The sequence below is a fragment of the Corynebacterium sp. SCR221107 genome (assembly GCF_027886475.1).
Lineage (GTDB): Bacteria > Actinomycetota > Actinomycetes > Mycobacteriales > Mycobacteriaceae > Corynebacterium.
On the sequence record NZ_CP115670.1, the window covers coordinates 1,621,360 to 1,638,479 of the forward strand.

At 60.3% G+C, this 17,120-nt stretch carries 15 protein-coding genes and 1 tRNA gene; 8 read left to right on the forward strand and 8 right to left on the reverse strand.

Annotated elements, in window-relative coordinates:
• Window positions 1-248 precede the first annotated feature (248 nt).
• Together PAB09_RS07065 and PAB09_RS07070 are read left to right on the forward strand one after the other, a co-directional pair.
• The gene (locus PAB09_RS07065) at window positions 249-398 is read left to right on the forward strand and encodes a hypothetical protein (RefSeq protein WP_271033015.1); all 150 of its coding nucleotides are present in this window, start codon (window positions 249-251) and stop codon (window positions 396-398) included.
• 261 nt (window positions 399-659) lie between these two features.
• Window positions 660-1,544 (forward strand): phosphatase PAP2 family protein, encoded by an 885-nt coding sequence (locus PAB09_RS07070; protein ID WP_333780168.1) that lies wholly within the window; start codon window positions 660-662, stop codon window positions 1,542-1,544.
• A gap of 7 nt (window positions 1,545-1,551) precedes the next feature.
• Here the strand turns inward: PAB09_RS07070 and PAB09_RS07075 are convergent, their stop codons facing one another.
• The 3 genes from PAB09_RS07075 to PAB09_RS07085 all read right to left on the reverse strand — a co-directional run bounded on the left by PAB09_RS07075 (window position 1,552) and on the right by PAB09_RS07085 (window position 4,345).
• Window positions 1,552-1,968: a hypothetical protein gene (locus tag PAB09_RS07075; protein ID WP_271033016.1), complete on the reverse strand. Its 417-nt coding sequence runs from the start codon at window positions 1,966-1,968 to the stop codon at window positions 1,552-1,554.
• 2 nt (window positions 1,969-1,970) lie between these two features.
• On the reverse strand, window positions 1,971-3,239 hold the full coding sequence (gene mshC, locus PAB09_RS07080; protein WP_271033017.1) for a cysteine--1-D-myo-inosityl 2-amino-2-deoxy-alpha-D-glucopyranoside ligase: 1,269 nt from the start codon (window positions 3,237-3,239) through the stop codon (window positions 1,971-1,973).
• Window positions 3,240-3,481: 242 nt separating this feature from the next.
• Entirely contained in the window at window positions 3,482-4,345 is an 864-nt protein-coding gene (locus PAB09_RS07085; protein WP_271035315.1) for an undecaprenyl-diphosphate phosphatase, read from the reverse strand.
• A 93-nt stretch (window positions 4,346-4,438) separates the two neighbouring features.
• On the opposite strand from PAB09_RS07085, the gene PAB09_RS07090 reads away from it, so the two are divergent.
• From PAB09_RS07090 to PAB09_RS07100, 3 genes are all read left to right on the forward strand, one after another.
• Entirely contained in the window at window positions 4,439-5,464 is a 1,026-nt protein-coding gene (locus PAB09_RS07090; protein WP_271033018.1) for a hypothetical protein, read from the forward strand.
• A gap of 65 nt (window positions 5,465-5,529) precedes the next feature.
• Complete coding sequence (locus PAB09_RS07095) at window positions 5,530-6,645, forward strand: quinone-dependent dihydroorotate dehydrogenase (protein ID WP_271033019.1); 1,116 nt, start codon at window positions 5,530-5,532, stop codon at window positions 6,643-6,645.
• 94 nt (window positions 6,646-6,739) lie between these two features.
• Window positions 6,740-7,759 carry an alpha/beta hydrolase gene (locus PAB09_RS07100; protein ID WP_271033020.1) on the forward strand — a complete coding sequence of 340 codons (1,020 nt, stop codon included), beginning with the start codon at window positions 6,740-6,742 and terminating at the stop codon, window positions 7,757-7,759.
• Between the two features lie 48 nt (window positions 7,760-7,807).
• Here PAB09_RS07100 and PAB09_RS07105 read toward each other — a convergent pair whose 3' ends face one another.
• Window positions 7,808-8,212 carry a hypothetical protein gene (locus PAB09_RS07105; RefSeq protein WP_271033021.1) on the reverse strand — a complete coding sequence of 135 codons (405 nt, stop codon included), beginning with the start codon at window positions 8,210-8,212 and terminating at the stop codon, window positions 7,808-7,810.
• Window positions 8,205-8,744, reverse strand: a complete 540-nt coding sequence (locus PAB09_RS07110; protein WP_271033022.1) for a YbhB/YbcL family Raf kinase inhibitor-like protein — start codon at window positions 8,742-8,744, stop codon at window positions 8,205-8,207. Before PAB09_RS07110 ends, PAB09_RS07105 begins: the two co-directional genes overlap by 8 nt.
• A gap of 192 nt (window positions 8,745-8,936) precedes the next feature.
• On the opposite strand from PAB09_RS07110, the gene PAB09_RS07115 reads away from it, so the two are divergent.
• From PAB09_RS07115 to PAB09_RS07125, 3 genes are all read left to right on the forward strand, one after another.
• Window positions 8,937-9,022: transfer RNA gene (locus PAB09_RS07115), tRNA-Leu, on the forward strand.
• A 103-nt stretch (window positions 9,023-9,125) separates the two neighbouring features.
• Complete coding sequence (locus PAB09_RS07120) at window positions 9,126-10,583, forward strand: SDR family NAD(P)-dependent oxidoreductase (protein WP_442873746.1); 1,458 nt, start codon at window positions 9,126-9,128, stop codon at window positions 10,581-10,583.
• A 170-nt stretch (window positions 10,584-10,753) separates the two neighbouring features.
• Window positions 10,754-11,770: an HNH endonuclease signature motif containing protein gene (locus PAB09_RS07125; RefSeq protein WP_271033024.1), complete on the forward strand. Its 1,017-nt coding sequence runs from the start codon at window positions 10,754-10,756 to the stop codon at window positions 11,768-11,770.
• Between the two features lie 6 nt (window positions 11,771-11,776).
• Here PAB09_RS07125 and meaB read toward each other — a convergent pair whose 3' ends face one another.
• The 3 genes from meaB to PAB09_RS07140 form a co-directional block, all read right to left on the reverse strand.
• Entirely contained in the window at window positions 11,777-12,895 is a 1,119-nt protein-coding gene (gene meaB / locus PAB09_RS07130) for a methylmalonyl Co-A mutase-associated GTPase MeaB (RefSeq protein WP_271033025.1), read from the reverse strand.
• Window positions 12,896-13,041: 146 nt separating this feature from the next.
• Window positions 13,042-15,246 carry a methylmalonyl-CoA mutase gene (gene scpA / locus PAB09_RS07135; RefSeq protein ID WP_271033026.1) on the reverse strand — a complete coding sequence of 735 codons (2,205 nt, stop codon included), beginning with the start codon at window positions 15,244-15,246 and terminating at the stop codon, window positions 13,042-13,044.
• 6 nt (window positions 15,247-15,252) lie between these two features.
• A complete protein-coding gene (locus tag PAB09_RS07140) occupies window positions 15,253-17,061 on the reverse strand; it encodes a methylmalonyl-CoA mutase family protein (protein WP_271033027.1) in 1,809 nt (602 codons plus the stop codon).
• Window positions 17,062-17,120 lie beyond the last annotated feature (59 nt).

Below are 17,120 nucleotides of genomic sequence, written 5' to 3' on the forward strand. Positions count from 1 at the left end.
ACTGACCCTCACACCATGAATAAAAAGGTCCCCCCTTTTGCCTTCTGACTCGGTGCCGACTTTGCCGTCACACACCCGCGAGCCGCGCTTGCGCTGCAAACCTTTGACTCAGCTGGTACTGATAAAAAATACGTGCCCGTCACCCGCAAACTATAGGCGCAACGCAACATGCATAATACTTTCACCACTTCCCTCTTTCGTCGAGCCTTCCACCCACGCCCACACCGCACAGCACCCATCATCAGCGAATGGGACGCTCACGAATGCGCGGGGCCCGCAGCTTAGCGACGCACACCGGCGCGCTGACCGTAAGCGTGGCCTGCGCCGCGTATGGCGTCATCGCGCCGGCACAGGCGGCGAGTGCACAAGCCAGCCCACTCGTCTCCCGCTATGCCTGATCGTCCCTTCCGCCTGTCGATCACGAGGGAGCACCACAACCAGAGCCCTTTGGGCCGGACTACTTCTTCGGCTACATCTCGGACGTAAGCTCCTACCCTGGCGGCATCTATTACAGCGTCGTGAGGGGGTTCAATGACCTGCGCGACAACCACCCTGAGTTGATGCAATCCAACCTGGACGGCGTGATCACCATCAATAATTCCGCAAGCAAGCAACGCATCGCCGAAGCCTAGGCCGACGCGCGTGTCAGCGCTGGCGATTTGTTGGCGCAGTTCTCCGATGCCTTAGGGCCGACGCTCGGCGCATATGTGCGCCAATCCATTGCCGAAAACAGGCTGCCCAAAACGCACGCTCTGCTCGACTCTGGCTTCCTCTCCCGCGCCCAAGGTCCGGCAGCCTCAACATGGGTGGAGAAGTCCTTGTTCAACAACCCACGTCCCTTCGTCGTTGCCCCAGACTCCATCCAGCGTTATAACACCGACGGCGAGGATTTCTACGACTTTGGCTCATCGGCTTCCTTTCCCTCCGGACACGCCAATCAAGCCGCCCTCATGACCACCCTTCTAGCGGTGGTCCTCCCTGAGCTTGGCCCACAGCTGCTCGCCCGCGGCTCGGTTGCGGGCCAATCACGAGTGGTTCTTGGGGTGCACTATCCGCTCGATGTTATCGGTGGCCGCATGACCGGGATGGCGGCTGCCGCCGATCGTTGGAACGATCCCAAGATGCGCGACGCGCTGACTCAGGCTGGCGCGGAACTGCGCACGGAACTTCAATGGCGCGCCGGGATGCCGTTGGCACAGGCGGTGATCGAACAAGAAATGGCGGGCACTGGCTACCTCAGCGATGCCGAAGCCAGCACCATCTATGCGCAGCAGGCAACCTATGGTTTGTCCGCCGCCTACGATCAACAGGCTCCCATGATCGTCCCGCAGGCGGCCCCTGACCTGCTCATCAACCGATTCCCGCAGCTGAATTGGGAGCAACGCGCTCGCGTCATTTCAGCCACCGCGTTGCCGGAGGGAAGTCCGCTCGACGATCAGACGGCTGCTGGCTCGTGGCAGCGCATCAACCTCGCCGCTGCCTTCGCAGCAAGCGTCACGCTTGACGCCGAAGGCGGGTTGGCAGTCAACGGCCAAGCCGTCTAGGGTCGGGCTACTGCTCGTCCTCGATGTCAACGAGGTACTGCTCCCACGTAATAAGCTTGGACGTTGCCTCTGCGGGTAGCCCAAGCTGCGCGAAAGCGGCCTCGAGAATCTCCCACAGGTCGTGCATCTCCTCGACCTCGACCACGGGTTGCTCGCCTTGAGCATTGAGATCTACCACGGTGGCGTAGAAGTCGCGCAAGTGACCTTCGACCTGCTTATCCACAACCTCTGGCTCGAGACCATCGAGGGCAAAAAGCAGCCTGTTAAACGCGACGCGCAACGCAGGCAGCAACTCGGCATTCATCGTTGGGTCCCAGTTTTCCGAATCGGAATAGGAACCGTCTGCAAACGTCTCGAAAAAACCGAAAACCTCATCCACCTTGCTGGCCAGGCGAACTGGCAAAGTCGATGCTTGCTCGGCCACAATTATCTCCTCAATAGACTGACGCCAAGCAGAGCATCAACGGCATCTCGAACTAACTGACCCGCCTCAAAAGAGGTATCTTCGGCGGACTGTGCGTCCTCGGCCGTAATCGCCTCCGCCCAGGCATCGATGAGCCCCAGCGCACGAGGGGTGTCGAGGTCGTTGGCCAAACAAGAACGCACTTGCTGGATCAGCTCGGCCGCCGCTGTCAGGGAGGAGGAACAGCTTGCCGCCAGACTCCACTGATAAAGGCGTGCTTCCGCCTGGGTGAGCACCTCAGTGGACCAATCGCGCGCCTTGCGGTAGTGACCGGCGTAGACACCGAGACGGATCGCCGAGGGGTTATGTCCACCCGCAACCAGCTCGGAGACGAAGACGAGGTTGCCTAGGGACTTGCTCATCTTGACCCCATCGAGCGAGATCATGCCGGTATGGACGTAATGGGATGCCATGCGGTCGTGACCGTAGGTGGCCTCGGCGTGGGCTGCGGAGAACTCATGATGCGGGAAAATAAGGTCGCTGCCGCCACCTTGAATGGCAAAGTGCGAACCCAAGCGATTGGTGGCGATCGCCGAGCACTCGACGTGCCAGCCTGGACGCCCAGCACCGAAGGGCGCCTCCCAGCGTGGTTCACCAGGGCGAGCTGCCCGCCAAATCAAGGCATCGAGGGGATCCTTCTTGCCTGCTCGCTGCGGATCGCCGCCGCGCTCGGCGAAGAACTCTTCCATGAGCGCGCGAGAATAATTGGACTCGTAGCCAAACTGGGAGGTCGCGCTAATAGATGCGTAAATGTCCGGGAACTCATCGTCGTCAACGACATAGGCCGAACCGTTGTCCAACAGCTTTTGCACCATGTCGATGACTTCATTCACGCTCTCCATCGCGCCAACATATTCGCGTGGCGGGATGACAGAAAGGTTGGTCATGTCTCCGCGGAAACGATCGATCTGGCTGGTGCCAAGCTCGCGCCAGTCAACCCCGTCCCGTGCGGCGCGCTCGAACAGAGGATCATCAACATCGGTGATGTTTTGGACGTAGTGAACGCTATGCCCGTTGTCGAGCAGCTGCCTAAAAATAAGGTCAAACGTCAGATAGGTAGCAGCGTGTCCGAGGTGCGTTGAATCATAAGGGGTAATGCCACAGACATACATCCCCACCTCTTGTTCAGACACCTCGACAGGCTTGATGACCTGATCGGCGGTGTCGAAAAGATTGAGCGCCACGGGGGCGCCGCTGACAGTAGGGATCGTCGGTTCGGGCCAAGAATGCATAGCAACTACTCTAACCCGATTGTTTTTTCTTGCACACTGCAGGCACGGTTAAGCAAGAAATACTCCCGCATCTGCTCCTTTCGATCCCTTCTACTGTCGGCACCTTCTTTCGGCGCTGAGTGTGGTTTCGGGCGGCGAGTATGGCTATCAAAAAAACCCAAAAGGCACCGGCTTTCCACCACTCTCGTATGCGAGCGAGCAATGTGCGGAAAATCGATGCCTCCACAGGCTGCGCCAGAATCTTAGGCCGTCATAACACCCGCAGCCAGCAGTGCCATGACAATAAGTCCGGCCGGAATGCGGTAGGCAGCAAACCAGCTAAAGGAATGATGAGACACAAACTTCAGCAGCCACGCGATTGAGGCGTAACCCAAAACAAAGGCAATGGCGGTACCCACGAAAAGCTGAGCGCCGCTAGCCGCCTGACCAGCTGCCGGGTTGAAAGCGTCGGGAAGCGAAAAAAGGCCTGAAGCCAGCACCGCAGGAATGGCCAAAAGAAAGCTGAAACGGGTGGCCACCTCACGATCCAAACCGAGGAACAAGCCAGCGGAAACCGTACCGCCGGAACGCGAGACGCCTGGGATCAGTGCCAAGCACTGGGCAAGACCCATCCAGATGGCGTCACGCATGGAAAGTTCATCGAAGGAACGTTCCTTACTGCCCCACTTTTCGGCGGCAATGAACACAAAGCTAAACAGAATCAACACCGTCGCGGTGATCCACAGATTGCGCAGCGCATCGCGGATGTAGTCTTTGGCAAGGAAGCCGATGATGGCGACCGGAAGCGTGCCGACGATCACCATCCAACCCATGCGATAATCAAAACCGCGGGCGTCCCTATTAAATAAGCCCTTGAGCCAACCCGTGAAAAACTTCCAAATGTCCTTGGCGAAATAGACCAAAACGGCCGCCTCGGTACCCAGCTGAATCACGGCAGTAAACGATGCGCCAGCATCTTCCCCCCAGAAAAGCTCGGAGATAATACGTAGGTGTCCGGAGGAGCTGATCGGAAGAAACTCGGTCAGCCCTTGGACAATGGACAAAACAATTGTCTGCGCCCAAGACATCGATTCCGTGCCGCCTTGAGCCAAAGTGGAGGTAAACATCACTCGCACAACGCTACTACGCGAGCGCCACCTAGGGGGTTATACACCCTGACCGTGGTAGATTGTGAGCTTGTGAAACTAGCCTCGCGTACCTTGAAATCAGCCCGCGTTCCGCTTGTCGGTCTCATCGCCACCTCGCTCATCACCTTAAGCGCCTGTGGCAATGACGCCACCTCTTCAGACATCGACACCTCTTCCATGGGCAACGCCACCGCTGTGGCATCACCGGCATCGCCCAACCCTGATGGCACCGTCATCACGTTGGATCCGGCCTATGCAAATGTCGAAGATATGGAGCGAGTCGGCGATATCGTGGCGCTGCGTTCGGGGGACCAACTCGCCGTGGGCACCGTGAAAGAATTCGCGGACTCGAAGGCGCCCACATTCAAGGTTTCACAGGAATGCGCGGACATGACCGCTTCCACTGAGAATTTCATCCTCGCGTGCCCGGAAGGGGTGTATCGCATTAAGGCTAGCGACCCGGACCTAGACGACGTAGTCACAAGCGAGCACAACCTCTCCACGGCGGTAGAAACGTCCACCGGCGAGATTGTCGCCGGAATCAAAGATAAGGCCGAGGTCGTCGTAATCAAGGACGGGGAGGAAATTGACAACTTCCCCGTCGAATATCCCACCGACGAAATGAAGGCTGTCACCGTGGAGGGCAAACCCGACGCCATAATCCGCACCAACAGCAAATACACCATCGCTCAGGATATCGACTGGCACGAAGGCTCGGCAGGTGCCATCTTGCGGGTGGGCAAAGGCGTCGGGCAAATCGCCTCGGCCGAAAAGGGGCTATTCCTCGCCTCCGACAACACGGGCAACCAGCTTGCTTTGTACTTCGCCGACGATGTCATTCGACTCCAAAAGACAATGGGCGTTCCCGACAGCCCGTGGGCGGTGGCCTGGGACCACTCCAATACCCTGGCCTGGGTTTCGACCACCAAGGACAATCTAATCATCGGCTACGATCCCAGCAACGCCGACCTAGACGAAGTGTCCCGCTATAACTCGGTCGCCGACGTCCGCAACATGGAAGTCCTCGATGACGGCACCATCATCGCTGCCTCTGCCACCGGCGAGGGCCTGCAAGTTATCGAGGCGCAAAAAGGCTAACACCACAAGGCTGAAATACCACTACACACCGCTACCATCGACCACAAGCAAAAGGGCACCACACGATGAGCACTCTCCCCCCGCATCCACTCCGCACAAAGGCCTACAACCTCGCGCTTCAGGCCATGTTCACCATGACCCCCGAGCGAATTCACGGAATCATTAGCCAAGGACTTGGACTACTCAACTCCGTCTATCCAGTCAACCGTGCAATGGGCACGATCGTGGGCGTTCATGATCCCATCCTGCGTCAAGAGGTGTTCGGCACCGTCTTCCCGGCACCACTTGGTCTGGCAGCAGGATTTGATAAGAATGGCACCGCCCCCGATGCATGGTCAGCGGTGGGCTTTGGATATGCCGAGCTCGGTACTGTCACCGCCTCCCCGCAGCCGGGCAATCCCACCCCGCGTCTTTTCCGTCTGCCTGAGGATAAGGCCATTCTCAACCGCATGGGCTTTAACAACCTTGGCGCTGCAGCTGTGGCTGATAACCTGCGTCGCCGGCGCAGCAACGACGTCATCGGCATCAACATCGGCAAGACCAAGGTGGTTCCGGCTAGCGAGGCAGTGGAGGACTACCGCCGTTCAGCCTCCCTGCTTGGTGACCTAGCCAACTACCTCGTGGTCAACGTTTCCTCACCAAATACGCCGGGATTGCGCGACCTGCAGGCGGTCGAGTCCTTGCGGCCCATCTTGAAGGCGGTACAGGAGTCGACGAAGACCCCGGTGCTGGTCAAGATCGCCCCCGACCTCAGCGATGAGGACATCGATGCCGTGGCAGATCTCGCCCTAGAACTGGGCATCGCTGGCATCGTGGCAACCAATACCACCATCTCCCGCGAAGGTCTCAAGACCGATGCACACAAGGTGGAAGCTATGGGTGCTGGCGGTATTTCGGGCGCGCCGCTGACCGAGCGCTCCCAGGAGGTGCTCAAACGGCTGTACGCCAAGGTCGGCGATCAACTCGTACTCATTGGCGTCGGTGGCATCACCACCCCGCAGCAGGCGTGGGAGCGCATCGCTGCAGGCGCCACTTTGCTGCAGGGCTACACCCACTTCATTTACGGAGGTCTCGACTGGATCCGTGATATCCACCTGGGCATCGCCGCGCAGCTTCGCGCCTATGAATACTCGAATATCTCCGAAGCTGTTGGTTGCGGCAAGCCGTGGACCCTAGGCTAACGGTCCCCAACTTCTACCCCGTATCGCGGAGTTGCACAAGAAAATCCATGAAAGTTGTTTTCAGACTCCAGATGCGGGGTTAGTATATTTCTTGATGTCTTCTCATAAACTTCTTCGCTCCGGGCGCACCGCGATCGCCTCCGTGGTTGCGACAGCATTGCTTAGCGCCGGAGTAATTGCGCCTGTACCTGCCTCCGCACAATCTAGCCTTGCTCAGATGACCTCGTCCAATTACAACGGCGAATGGCTGGGTGACACGCCGTTTATCACCGGCAAGACTCAGGTGGACGGAAACTTCTGGGTTGTCGATGTGTGGTCACCTGCCAACGCAACCATCGTTTCCAATAATGTCTTGCTTCCTTCGACCAACACACCACGGAGCACGGTCTACCTGCTACCCGGAATCGCCGGTGGCACCTCTGGCATGAACTGGGTGACCAACTCCGATATCAAGTCGTGGGCACAGGACAAGAATGCGAACTTCGTCATGCCGCTCGGGGGAAAATTCTCCCTTTATACCGACTGGGAGGAATCCGATTTCATCCTCGGCGTGAACAAGTGGGAAACCTACATGATCCACGAACTACCACCACTGATCGACGCCGAGTTCAATGGCACCGGCCGGGATGCGATAGCTGGATTGTCCTCCACGGGTGGCGCCGCCCTAGATATCGCGGGTCATGCTCCTCATCGCTTCCGCGCAGCTGCCTCCTACTCGGGCTTTCCGGTACGCTCCGGCCTCACCGGTGGAGCGTTATCTAACTTGCTGATTTCCTCCGGTGGCGGATCCTCAATGAATGCTTTCGGCGTTCCGGGCTCCTCCGATTGGGCCGAACACGACCCAGCAGCGCATCCGGAGCGTTTGATTAACGTCGCCGTCTTTGTCGGATCGGCCGCTGGATTTCCCTCTGGAACCAATCTGACAACTTTTGGCCCTTCGGTTATCGAACGCCTGGCCAACGATAGCTCTAATGAGTTCACCACCCGCGCCCGTGCAGCAGGCGTCACCGTCAACAGGTACGTTGCGCAAAGTGGCAGCCATGATTTTGGGCTGTTTTTCAATCAGCTCGCGGTGTCTTGGGATCAGACCATCCGCCCCGCCATCGGGGCATAAGAAAAGCGCCCCTCGGGGCGCTTTTTCGTGGTGTCTTGCCCTGACTTGCTAAGCCGATCGATGTGCCACAGTACGGCGGAGGATGATGCCACACAAGGCGGCCAAGACGGCATAGCCGGGCAGCCAGTACTGCTCCCACGTGGTAAGTACCGTATTCGGTACAAACCGTGAACCCACGGCCAGCAGCAGGGCTAACGCCAAGGCCACCACCTGCACGGCCGAAGGTTTCTGCTGCTTATTGACAGTGGCGAAGGAGCCGAGCACGGCTGCGGCCAGCAGGATCAGCACGAACCGAGAAGTCACCTCGAACGGCACCATCCAGCCATTGGTAAACACCTCAATCGCCGTGTAGATAAATAGCACCACGGCCAGCGCCATGAACGCACCACCCACACGAATGGCGGGTGGGATGTGCACGAACGCCGGCTGAGCCTGCGTCTGCTTATTACTCATTTTCGTACCAGCCCCACGTGATCGCGCGCCCCAAAGAATGGAAGTTTAGATTAAAGCCCAACACCGTCGCGGTTGCCTCTGGGTCAATGTCGAGCTTGTCGACGGCCACAGCATGCACGGCGAACAGATAGCGATGTGGCCCGTGCCCGCTAGGTGGTTGCGGCCCATAGAATCCACGAATGCCGCTATCACCTTTGAGCGTCACCGCGCCCGGGATCCCCGCGTCTTCCAAGCTTCCTGCCCCCTGCGGCAATCCGGAAACATCGGCCGGAATGTTGAATACCGCCCAATGCCAAAAACCACTGGCTGTCGGTGCATCGGGATCGAAGCAGGTTACTGCGAGGGACTTGGTGCCCTCCGGAAGCTCACCCCAGGAAAGCTGCGGGGAGACGCTAGAAGGCGCGGCGATCTCATCGCTTAGCCGGTGGCCGTCGGAAAAGTTCGCCGAGGAGACGTCAAAAGCTGGAAGCTTGGTCAGTGGCGCGTAGGGATCTGGGCCGGGGAAACGTGGGTCATCCGCATAAGTACTCATAGGCTTTTTCTACCATCTTTGTTGTGAGCATGGCCACTCGATTGTTAAAAAAGTAGCCCATGTCTCCCCCCACTGGAACCACATCGATGTAAGCCCCAAAAATGCCCCACGAACTGCGGATTTGCAAAGTTTTACTTATGCCCATATAGTTTAACGAGTGCCCAGCAGAAAGGCTGAAAGCACAAACACCCAGCCCGGGTGGCGGAATGGCAGACGCGCTAGCTTGAGGTGCTAGTGTCCTACTAACGGACGTGGGGGTTCAAGTCCCCCCTCGGGCACAAGTTCAAAGGCTCCAGCTTTTATGCTGGAGCCTTTCGTGTTTTCGCAATCTACCTTCAAGCGACGATTTTTCCTTCCTCAGGACCTCCTGCTGAAATAGAGATCGTGAGCGACAAAGAACCGATACGCATCGATCCTGCCGAATTAGAAATAGCCCTCAAAGTCCTTACCGAGGCCGGCGACCTGCCCGCCGAGCACCCGGATTCGGTCGCTGTGCAGCATGCGGTTTCCAAGCTTTTTAAGGAAGTCAAACGTAGCCGTCGGAAAGCGGCAAAGAGGGCGCGCCACGAAGCCGACAGGCAGGTGTTGGAGGCCACGGCTACGGCGAACCCCTCCCGCGTCGATGACGAGACCGCTGGCCTACTCATCGCGCCGCTCGGACAACAACCGGTGGCACTCGAAGTCGGTGCCGTAGCGACCCCGCACGGGTTCGCCGGGAAGCTGCAGCGTGCGCAGAACTGTTATGTCTGCAAGAAGCCCTACACGCTCGTCGACTCCTTCCACCACCAGCTATGCCCCGAGTGCGCGGCGGATAACCGCGCCCGGCGCACCGCCCGAGTGGATCTGACCGGCCGACGCGCGCTGCTGACCGGCGGGCGCGCCAAGATAGGCATGTATATCGCCTTGAAACTGCTGCGCGACGGCGCGGATCTCACGATCACCACCCGCTTCCCCAAGGATGCGGTGCGCCGCTTTGCGGCCATTGGTGACAGTATTGAGTGGCTCGATCGCCTGCACGTAGTAGGCATCGATCTGCGCGATCCGGCGCGCGTAGCGCAACTGGCAGAACGGTTGGCCGACAAGCCGCTCGACATCCTCATCAACAATGCGGCCCAAACCGTACGACGCTCCCCCGGCGCCTACTCAGGGCTTGTCGATGCCGAGAATGCGCCCCTGCAGGGCATCGAAAACGACGTGGCCCTCCTTCAGCTCGGCGAGTCCGGCCACCGGCACCCCCAGGCACTGTCCGGAGCCACCGAGTCGGCACTGGAGGCCATCGCACTGGTACAGCAGGCGCTGGTGGCCGGCGGGCTCGATCGCGTGGTCGACGCGGGCGGATTGCACCCGGACCTCGTCAGCCACAACTCCTGGGTCGCCAAGGTCGGCGAGGTGGACCCAGTGGAAATGCTCGAAGTCCAGCTGTGCAACGCCACCGCACCGTTCATTCTCTTCAACCGGCTGCGCCCCGCCTTGGAGGCGGCACAAGCTCGCCGGAAATACGTGGTCAATGTCTCCGCCATGGAAGGCGTGTTCGGCCGTGGGTACAAAGGTCCGGGCCATCCGCACACGAACATGGCCAAGGCGGCTTTAAACATGCTCACTCGCACGACCGCCACCGAGATGTATCAGCATGGCGTGCTGGTCACCGCCGTCGATACCGGGTGGATCACTGACGAACGCCCGCACACGACGAAGACGCGGCTAGCTCAGGAGGGCTTCCGCGCACCACTCGACTTAGTCGACGGCGCGGCGCGCGTCTATGACCCCATCGTGCAGGGTGAAAACGGCGTCGATCTCTACGGCTGCTTCCTCAAGGACTACCGCCCGCACCCGTGGTGAGCGCGCGTTTGACGGCTTTCCGACGCCTACGGTTCCCGACCGCCCGGCCGGGGCCGAAAACTGTGGATAACTAGCCACAGGAATCGTCACTTGTGTCCCGTTTTCCACAGAAAATGACGCCTCGGAAAAATGGGATGAAAAATCTTGCACTGCCCCCTAGCCTGCAAGGCATGGACGAGATCACCAACCACATCGCGCGGATTTTCAACGACCCCTTGCCGCTTTTGCGGTCAATCTTCTATTTGCCTAAGGATCACCTCATCCACCTCGGGATGGACAAGGCGGCGACGAACAAACTGCACACGCTGTCCAAGCTCTACCACGGCAAAACCAAACATCCCCAGATGCGTGCGAAAACGTTAGCGGCCATCGCCGACAACGACCTGCCCTACGCGGCGCTGGCGATAATGGAAACGCGCGCCCGAACCATCCGCGGGCAGGGCGCGAAATGGAGCTTTCGTTTATTCATGGCGCGGCTGAAGTATCGCCGTAAGCGCACGCAAGGCCTCAACTTGGAGGAATTTACCCAGGCTGCCTATGAAGAGGCCGAGAGGCGTTCATCGGCGGCGCGGGCACCGAAAAACCCGCTGCGCATCACCCGCCGCGCCGCCAGCGATTGGTCACTGACACTTACCGGCGAAAAAAACGCCGTGAGCCTTTTGTATGAAGCCCTCCGCGAACTCGATGACCCGATCGGGAAGTTTCTCAACGCAGGCCGGGTGAAAAAGATACTTCGGCCCGTCGTGGTAATTCCGCTGGCGGAGGTCACCACGGTGCTCGACGGCACAAACGATGAAACTGTATTTAGGTGCTCCGACGGCATCACCAAAACCTCCCGGGAACTGGCGGCAGCGGAGCTGGATTCCGAGTGGGGCTTTGCGCTCCTGCATCCGGTTAAAGGGCCGGTGGATCTGTTGCGATCGCAACGCTTCGCCAACGACAAGCAGCGCACGCTGGCGATGGTGGAAAACCCCACCTGCGCGTGGGATGGATGCCGCATGCCCGCCGACGAATGCCAGGTGCACCATATTCATTCGTGGGCGCACGGTGGGCAGACGAACATGTCCAACCTTGCCACCTGCTGCCGCTATCACAATGGCATCAATGACGACGACCCGCACGCACCTACGGTCTATGGCAGGCTCGAGCGGGTCGACGGGAAGGTGCAGCGTATCTTTCGTCCCTGATAGGGTCTAGTCTTCGTCCTTGTCAACCTTGTCGAATGCGCGCAGGATCTTCTCGGCTCCCAAGGTCGGGGTGATCTGCGCGTGGCGCAGCTGATCCTCGACGAGCTTACGCACGGCGATGACGTCGGGGTCGCCGTTGAGGCGCTGCAGGATCGTCTCGTGCACCATTGACCACATCCACTGGACCTGTTGCTCGCGTCGATTGTGCTCGAATGCGCCAGACTCCAGCATGGCCTGGTGGTGATCCTGGACGATCTGCCAAAACTCGTCCATGCCCTCGTGCTCGATGGCGGACATGGTTATCGTTGGCGGGTGCCAGTCGTCGGATTCGGCGCGCACCATACGCATCGCGGCGGCAAGCTCGCGGGCGGCGCGCTTGGCGTTTTTGAGGTTGGGTCCGTCCGCCTTGTTAATCGCCACGAGGTCGGCCATCTCCAGTACGCCCTTTTTAATGCCCTGGAGCTGGTCGCCGGCACCGGCGAGCGCAAGGAAGGTGAAGCAGTCCACCATCTGCGACACAGCTACCTCGGACTGACCCACGCCGACGGTCTCCACCAGGATGACGTCGTATCCGGCGGCCTCGAAAACAACCATCGACTCGCGGGTTGCCTTCGCTACGCCGCCGAGGGTGCCCGCAGACGGCGAGGGGCGGATAAAGGCGTTGTCCTCGCGCGCGAGCTTAGCCATACGGGTCTTGTCTCCCAAGATGGAACCCCGCGTCTTGGTCGAGGAAGGGTCGATGGCCAAGACTGCGACCTTGTGGCCTTCCTTAATCAATTTCATGCCCAAGGCTTCGATGAAGGTGGACTTGCCCACGCCGGGCACACCGGTAATACCCACGCGCAGCGCCTTGCCGCTAAAGGGCAGCAGCTTGACCAGCAGTTCTTGGGCGAGCACTCGGTGTGCCGGTGCGGTGGACTCGAGCAAGGTGATCGCTCGCGACATGAGAGTTCGATTGTGGGTGCGCACGCCTTCAAAGAGTTCGTCGACGTCGATGCGGCGACGGGCTTTCTTGACGATCTCAGGGGCAACAGCGGTCACCTCGCCCAAGTCGGTTCCGGCGGTCGTCATCAACGACCCGAGGTGGTGTTCTAGGAACTCATTGCCGTGGAAACTACTGGTCATCAGTGGGCACTCCTTATGTCGTGCGCGTTGAGCTTGCCCACCGGTAGGCGTCGGCAAGCAAGAAAAGGAAAAAGAAATCAGTAATATGCGCATGCACCGGCCCGAAGAAGCCTCCGGGCCGGTGCACTAGGTGCTGAACTTAGCCTTTAGGCCTCGACGTCCAAGTCGATGCCCAGGTTGGCAGCGAGCTTGGTCAGCATGTCGATTGCGGAATCGGCGATGACAGATCCCGGCGGGTAGATGGCAACCGCGCCGTCATCGTAGAGTTCCTGGAAATCGCCCGGCGGGATGACGCCGCCGACGACGATCATGATGTCCTCGCGTCCGAGCTTGGCCAGCTCTTCCTTCAGCGCAGGCACCAGCGTGAGGTGGCCTGCAGCCAAGGAGGACACGCCGACGACGTGGACGTCGGCATCGACAGCGGCCTGTGCGGCCTCTGCCGGGGTCTGGAACAGCGGTCCGACATCGACATCCATGCCGAGGTCCGCGTAGGCGGAAGCGACAACCTTCTGTCCACGGTCGTGGCCATCCTGGCCCATCTTCGCGATGTAGATACGCGGGCGGCGGCCTTCCTGTGCTTCAAAAGCGTCGGCCATGGCGATGGCCTTCTCGACATTACCCACGGTGCCTTCCTTTCCAACCTCGTCCTTGTAGACGCCGGAGAGGGTGCGGATCTCTGCCTCGTGGCGGCCGAAGACCTCCTCGAGGGCATCGGAGATCTCGCCGATGGAGCACTTGGCGCGGGCGCAGTCCACAGCCAGCTTCAGCAGGTTGTGCTCCAGATCGCCTGGCTCCTTGGTCTCCATGCGAGCGGCCTCGGTCAGAGCGGCAAGGGTGCGCTTGACCTCCTCCGGGTCGCGCTCGGCGCGCAGCTGCTCAAGCTTTGCAATCTGCTCGGCGCGCACCTTGGTGTTGTCGACCTTGAGGACCTCGATCTGCTCGTCTTCCTCAACGACGTACTTGTTCACGCCGATCAGGGCCTGGCGGCCAGAGTCGATGCGGGCCTGGGTGCGGGCGGCGGACTCCTCGATGCGCAGCTTCGGGATGCCCTCGATGGTGGCCTGAGCCATACCACCGGCTGCCTCGACCTCTTCGATGTGCTTGCGAGCGCGCTCGGCGAGCTGCTCGGTCAGCCACTCGATGTAATAGGAACCAGCCCACGGGTCGACCGGGCGCACGGTGCCGGACTCCTGCTGCAGCAGCAGCTGGGTATTACGGGCGATACGTGCCGAGAAGTCGGTCGGCAGCGCCAGCGCCTCGTCGAGGGCGTTGGTGTGCAGCGACTGGGTGTGACCCTGGGTAGCACCCATGGCCTCAATCGCGGTGCGGGCCACGTTGTTGTAGACGTCCTGGGCGGTAAGCGACCAACCGGAGGTCTGGGAGTGGGTACGCAGCGAGCGCGACTTCGGGTTCTTCGGGTTGAACTTGGCAACCAGCTCGCTCCACAGCAGGCGGCCCGCGCGCAGCTTGGCGATCTCCATGAAGGTGTTCATGGAAATACCCCAGAAGAAGGACAGGCGCGGTGCGAACTTGTCCACCTCAAGGCCCACGGACTCGCCGGCGCGGATGTACTCGATGCCGTCGGCCAGGGTGTACGCCAGCTCTAGGTCGGCGGTGGCACCGGCTTCCTGGATGTGGTAGCCGGAGATGGAGATCGAGTTGAAGCGCGGCATCTTCATCGAGGTGTACTCGAAGATGTTGGAGATGATGCGCATCGATGGCTTCGGCGGGTAGATGTAGGTGTTACGAACCATGAACTCCTTCAGAATGTCGTTCTGAATGGTTCCGGCCAGCTGCTCTGGGGCAACACCCTGCTCCTCGGCGGTGACGATGTAGAACGCCAGGATCGGCAGCACGGCGCCGTTCATGGTCATCGACACCGAGACGTTGCCCAAGTCGATGCCGGCGAACAGTTCACGCATGTCGAGAATGGAGTCGATTGCCACACCTGCCATGCCGACGTCGCCAACGACGCGCTCGTTGTCGGAGTCGTAACCGCGGTGGGTAGCCAGGTCGAAGGCGACCGACAGGCCCTTCTGGCCAGAGGCCAGGTTGCGGCGGTAGAAGGCGTTGGACTCAGCGGCGGTGGAGAAGCCAGCGTACTGGCGAATGGTCCACGGCTGGTTGGTGTACATGGTCGGGTATGGGCCACGCATAAACGGTGGCATGCCCGGGAAGGAATCCAGCTGCTGCGCTGCAACGGTCTCGTTGCGATCCTCGCGGGTAAACACGCGCGGGACATCGATGCCCTCTGGGGTGTTCCAGACCTGCTCGCGCAGTGCCTTGGTGTCGCCAGCAGAGGTGGCCTCAGAGGACACAGCGTAGTCAGCGAAATTAGGAATGGTGCTCATGAGTGCTTATGCTCCCAACTTCTCAAGCAGGTCAGACAGGGTCTGAGCCGCATCGATCTTCATGTTGAGGTAGCCGTCCGCCTCAACACCGGTGCCCTCGGCACCAGCAAGCAGAACGGTCTGTGCGCCAGCCTCGCGCAGGGCAGCCAGCGCCTCGGCGCCGGATGCTGCGTACTCTTGGTCGGTACCGCAGATGACCACGATCGGGGTGGCCTTGGCCGCCTCGGTGAACTCAGGGGTGCCGGGTACGACCTGCCCTGGGTTCAAGGCCTCGATGCCGCCGGAAGCCAGCAGGTTGGAGGCAAAACCGGTGCGGATGTTGTGCTTGGCCAGCGGGCCGAGCGGAATGAGGGCAATCTGCGGGCGCTTGCCGTTGACCTCGAAGAAGTCATCGGACCGGTTGCGCAGCGCCTCAAATTGAGCTGCCCAGCGCTTGACGGAGGTCGGCTCGACGCGCAGGTCCTTCGGCAGCGGGGCTTCGTTGAGGTTCGGGAACTCGTTGATAGCGGTGATCTTGCGGACGCGGTGTGCAACGGCGTCGCGGATCTTCTCGTAGCTCTCCTCGAGCTTGGAGGTGATAATGCCTGCCTTAAGCACCTCAGAGAAGCCACCCTTGGCCTCGATCTCCTGGAAGACGGCCCACGCCTTTTCTTCGAGCTGGGAGGTGTACTGCTCAACGTAGTAGGAGCCACCGGCCGGGTCGACGACGTGACCGAGGTGAGACTCCTCGAGCAGCAAGAGGTTGGTATTGCGGGCGATGCGGTGCGCAAAGGTGCGCGAAACACCTGGCAGACCGCCTGGGATTGCCCAGTCGAAGGTGAGAACCTCGACGTCTGTTGCGCCACCCACGCCTGCGGCGAAGGCGGAGACGGTGCTGCGCAGCATGTTCACCCACGGATCGCGCTGGCTGAACATGGCCGGAGCTGTCAGGGCATGCAGCGGGCCGGACCCCTTCTCGGCGGCGCCGAGGATCTCGGCGACGCGAGCCCACAAAGTGCGGGCTGCACGCAGCTTTGCGATCTGACCAAACTGGTCATCGGTAATGGCGTAGCGGAAGGACAGCTGATCGAGTGCCTGCTCGACAGTCAGTCCGGCGTCGGTCAGGCGACGCAGGTACTCAACGCCAGCGGCGATGGTAAAGCCCAATTGCTGGGCATAGCTGCCACCCTGGTTAGAGAAGGAAACACCGTCCACCAAGATCGCGCGGGTGTTTTCACGGGCGGCGGCTTCCTTGGCCAGCTCCACAGCTGTGTCGATGTCGACGCTAGCGGAGCCATCCACGGCGGAGGTCAGCGGGGAGGCGCCCAGCTCGATGCGAGCCGGGGTCTTGCCCTGCTCATCGACGAGAGCGTACAGCGCGGCGGCTGCCTCCTTTGTGCCGGCGCCTGCGTTGAGGCGAACCGGAGCAAGGTCAAGGTAGACACCCTTAAGCAGCTCGGCGACCGGTGCATCTCCGTAGATCACTAGGTCAGTGGTGCCGTTTTCGAGTGCGGAAAGAACCTGCTCATTGGTGGCGGATGCGCCGAAGGACTCGGTGACACCCCACCCCTTGCCGGCAGCGCCAGCGCCCTGGGCACCACGAGTGAACGGGAATTCACCTGGAACCGGGACCTCTGGAAGTTCATCCTGACGGGTGTACAGCGGATTAACGTCGATCCCGTCATAGGTGGTCTTGATAAGTTTGCGCCAGATATCGAGCGGAACGTCTGCAACGTCCTTCTTCTGTACGCGTGCGAAGACTCCAGCAACGGCCTTGTACCAGGCCTGCTGTTGCTGTGGGAAGTCTTCGATTAGGGAATTCCGTGCATCACTCACGTAAAACCCACTCCCCTCGCATAATCGGCGCGGCCCAAGGTGGGCGCGCCTTTAGAGCT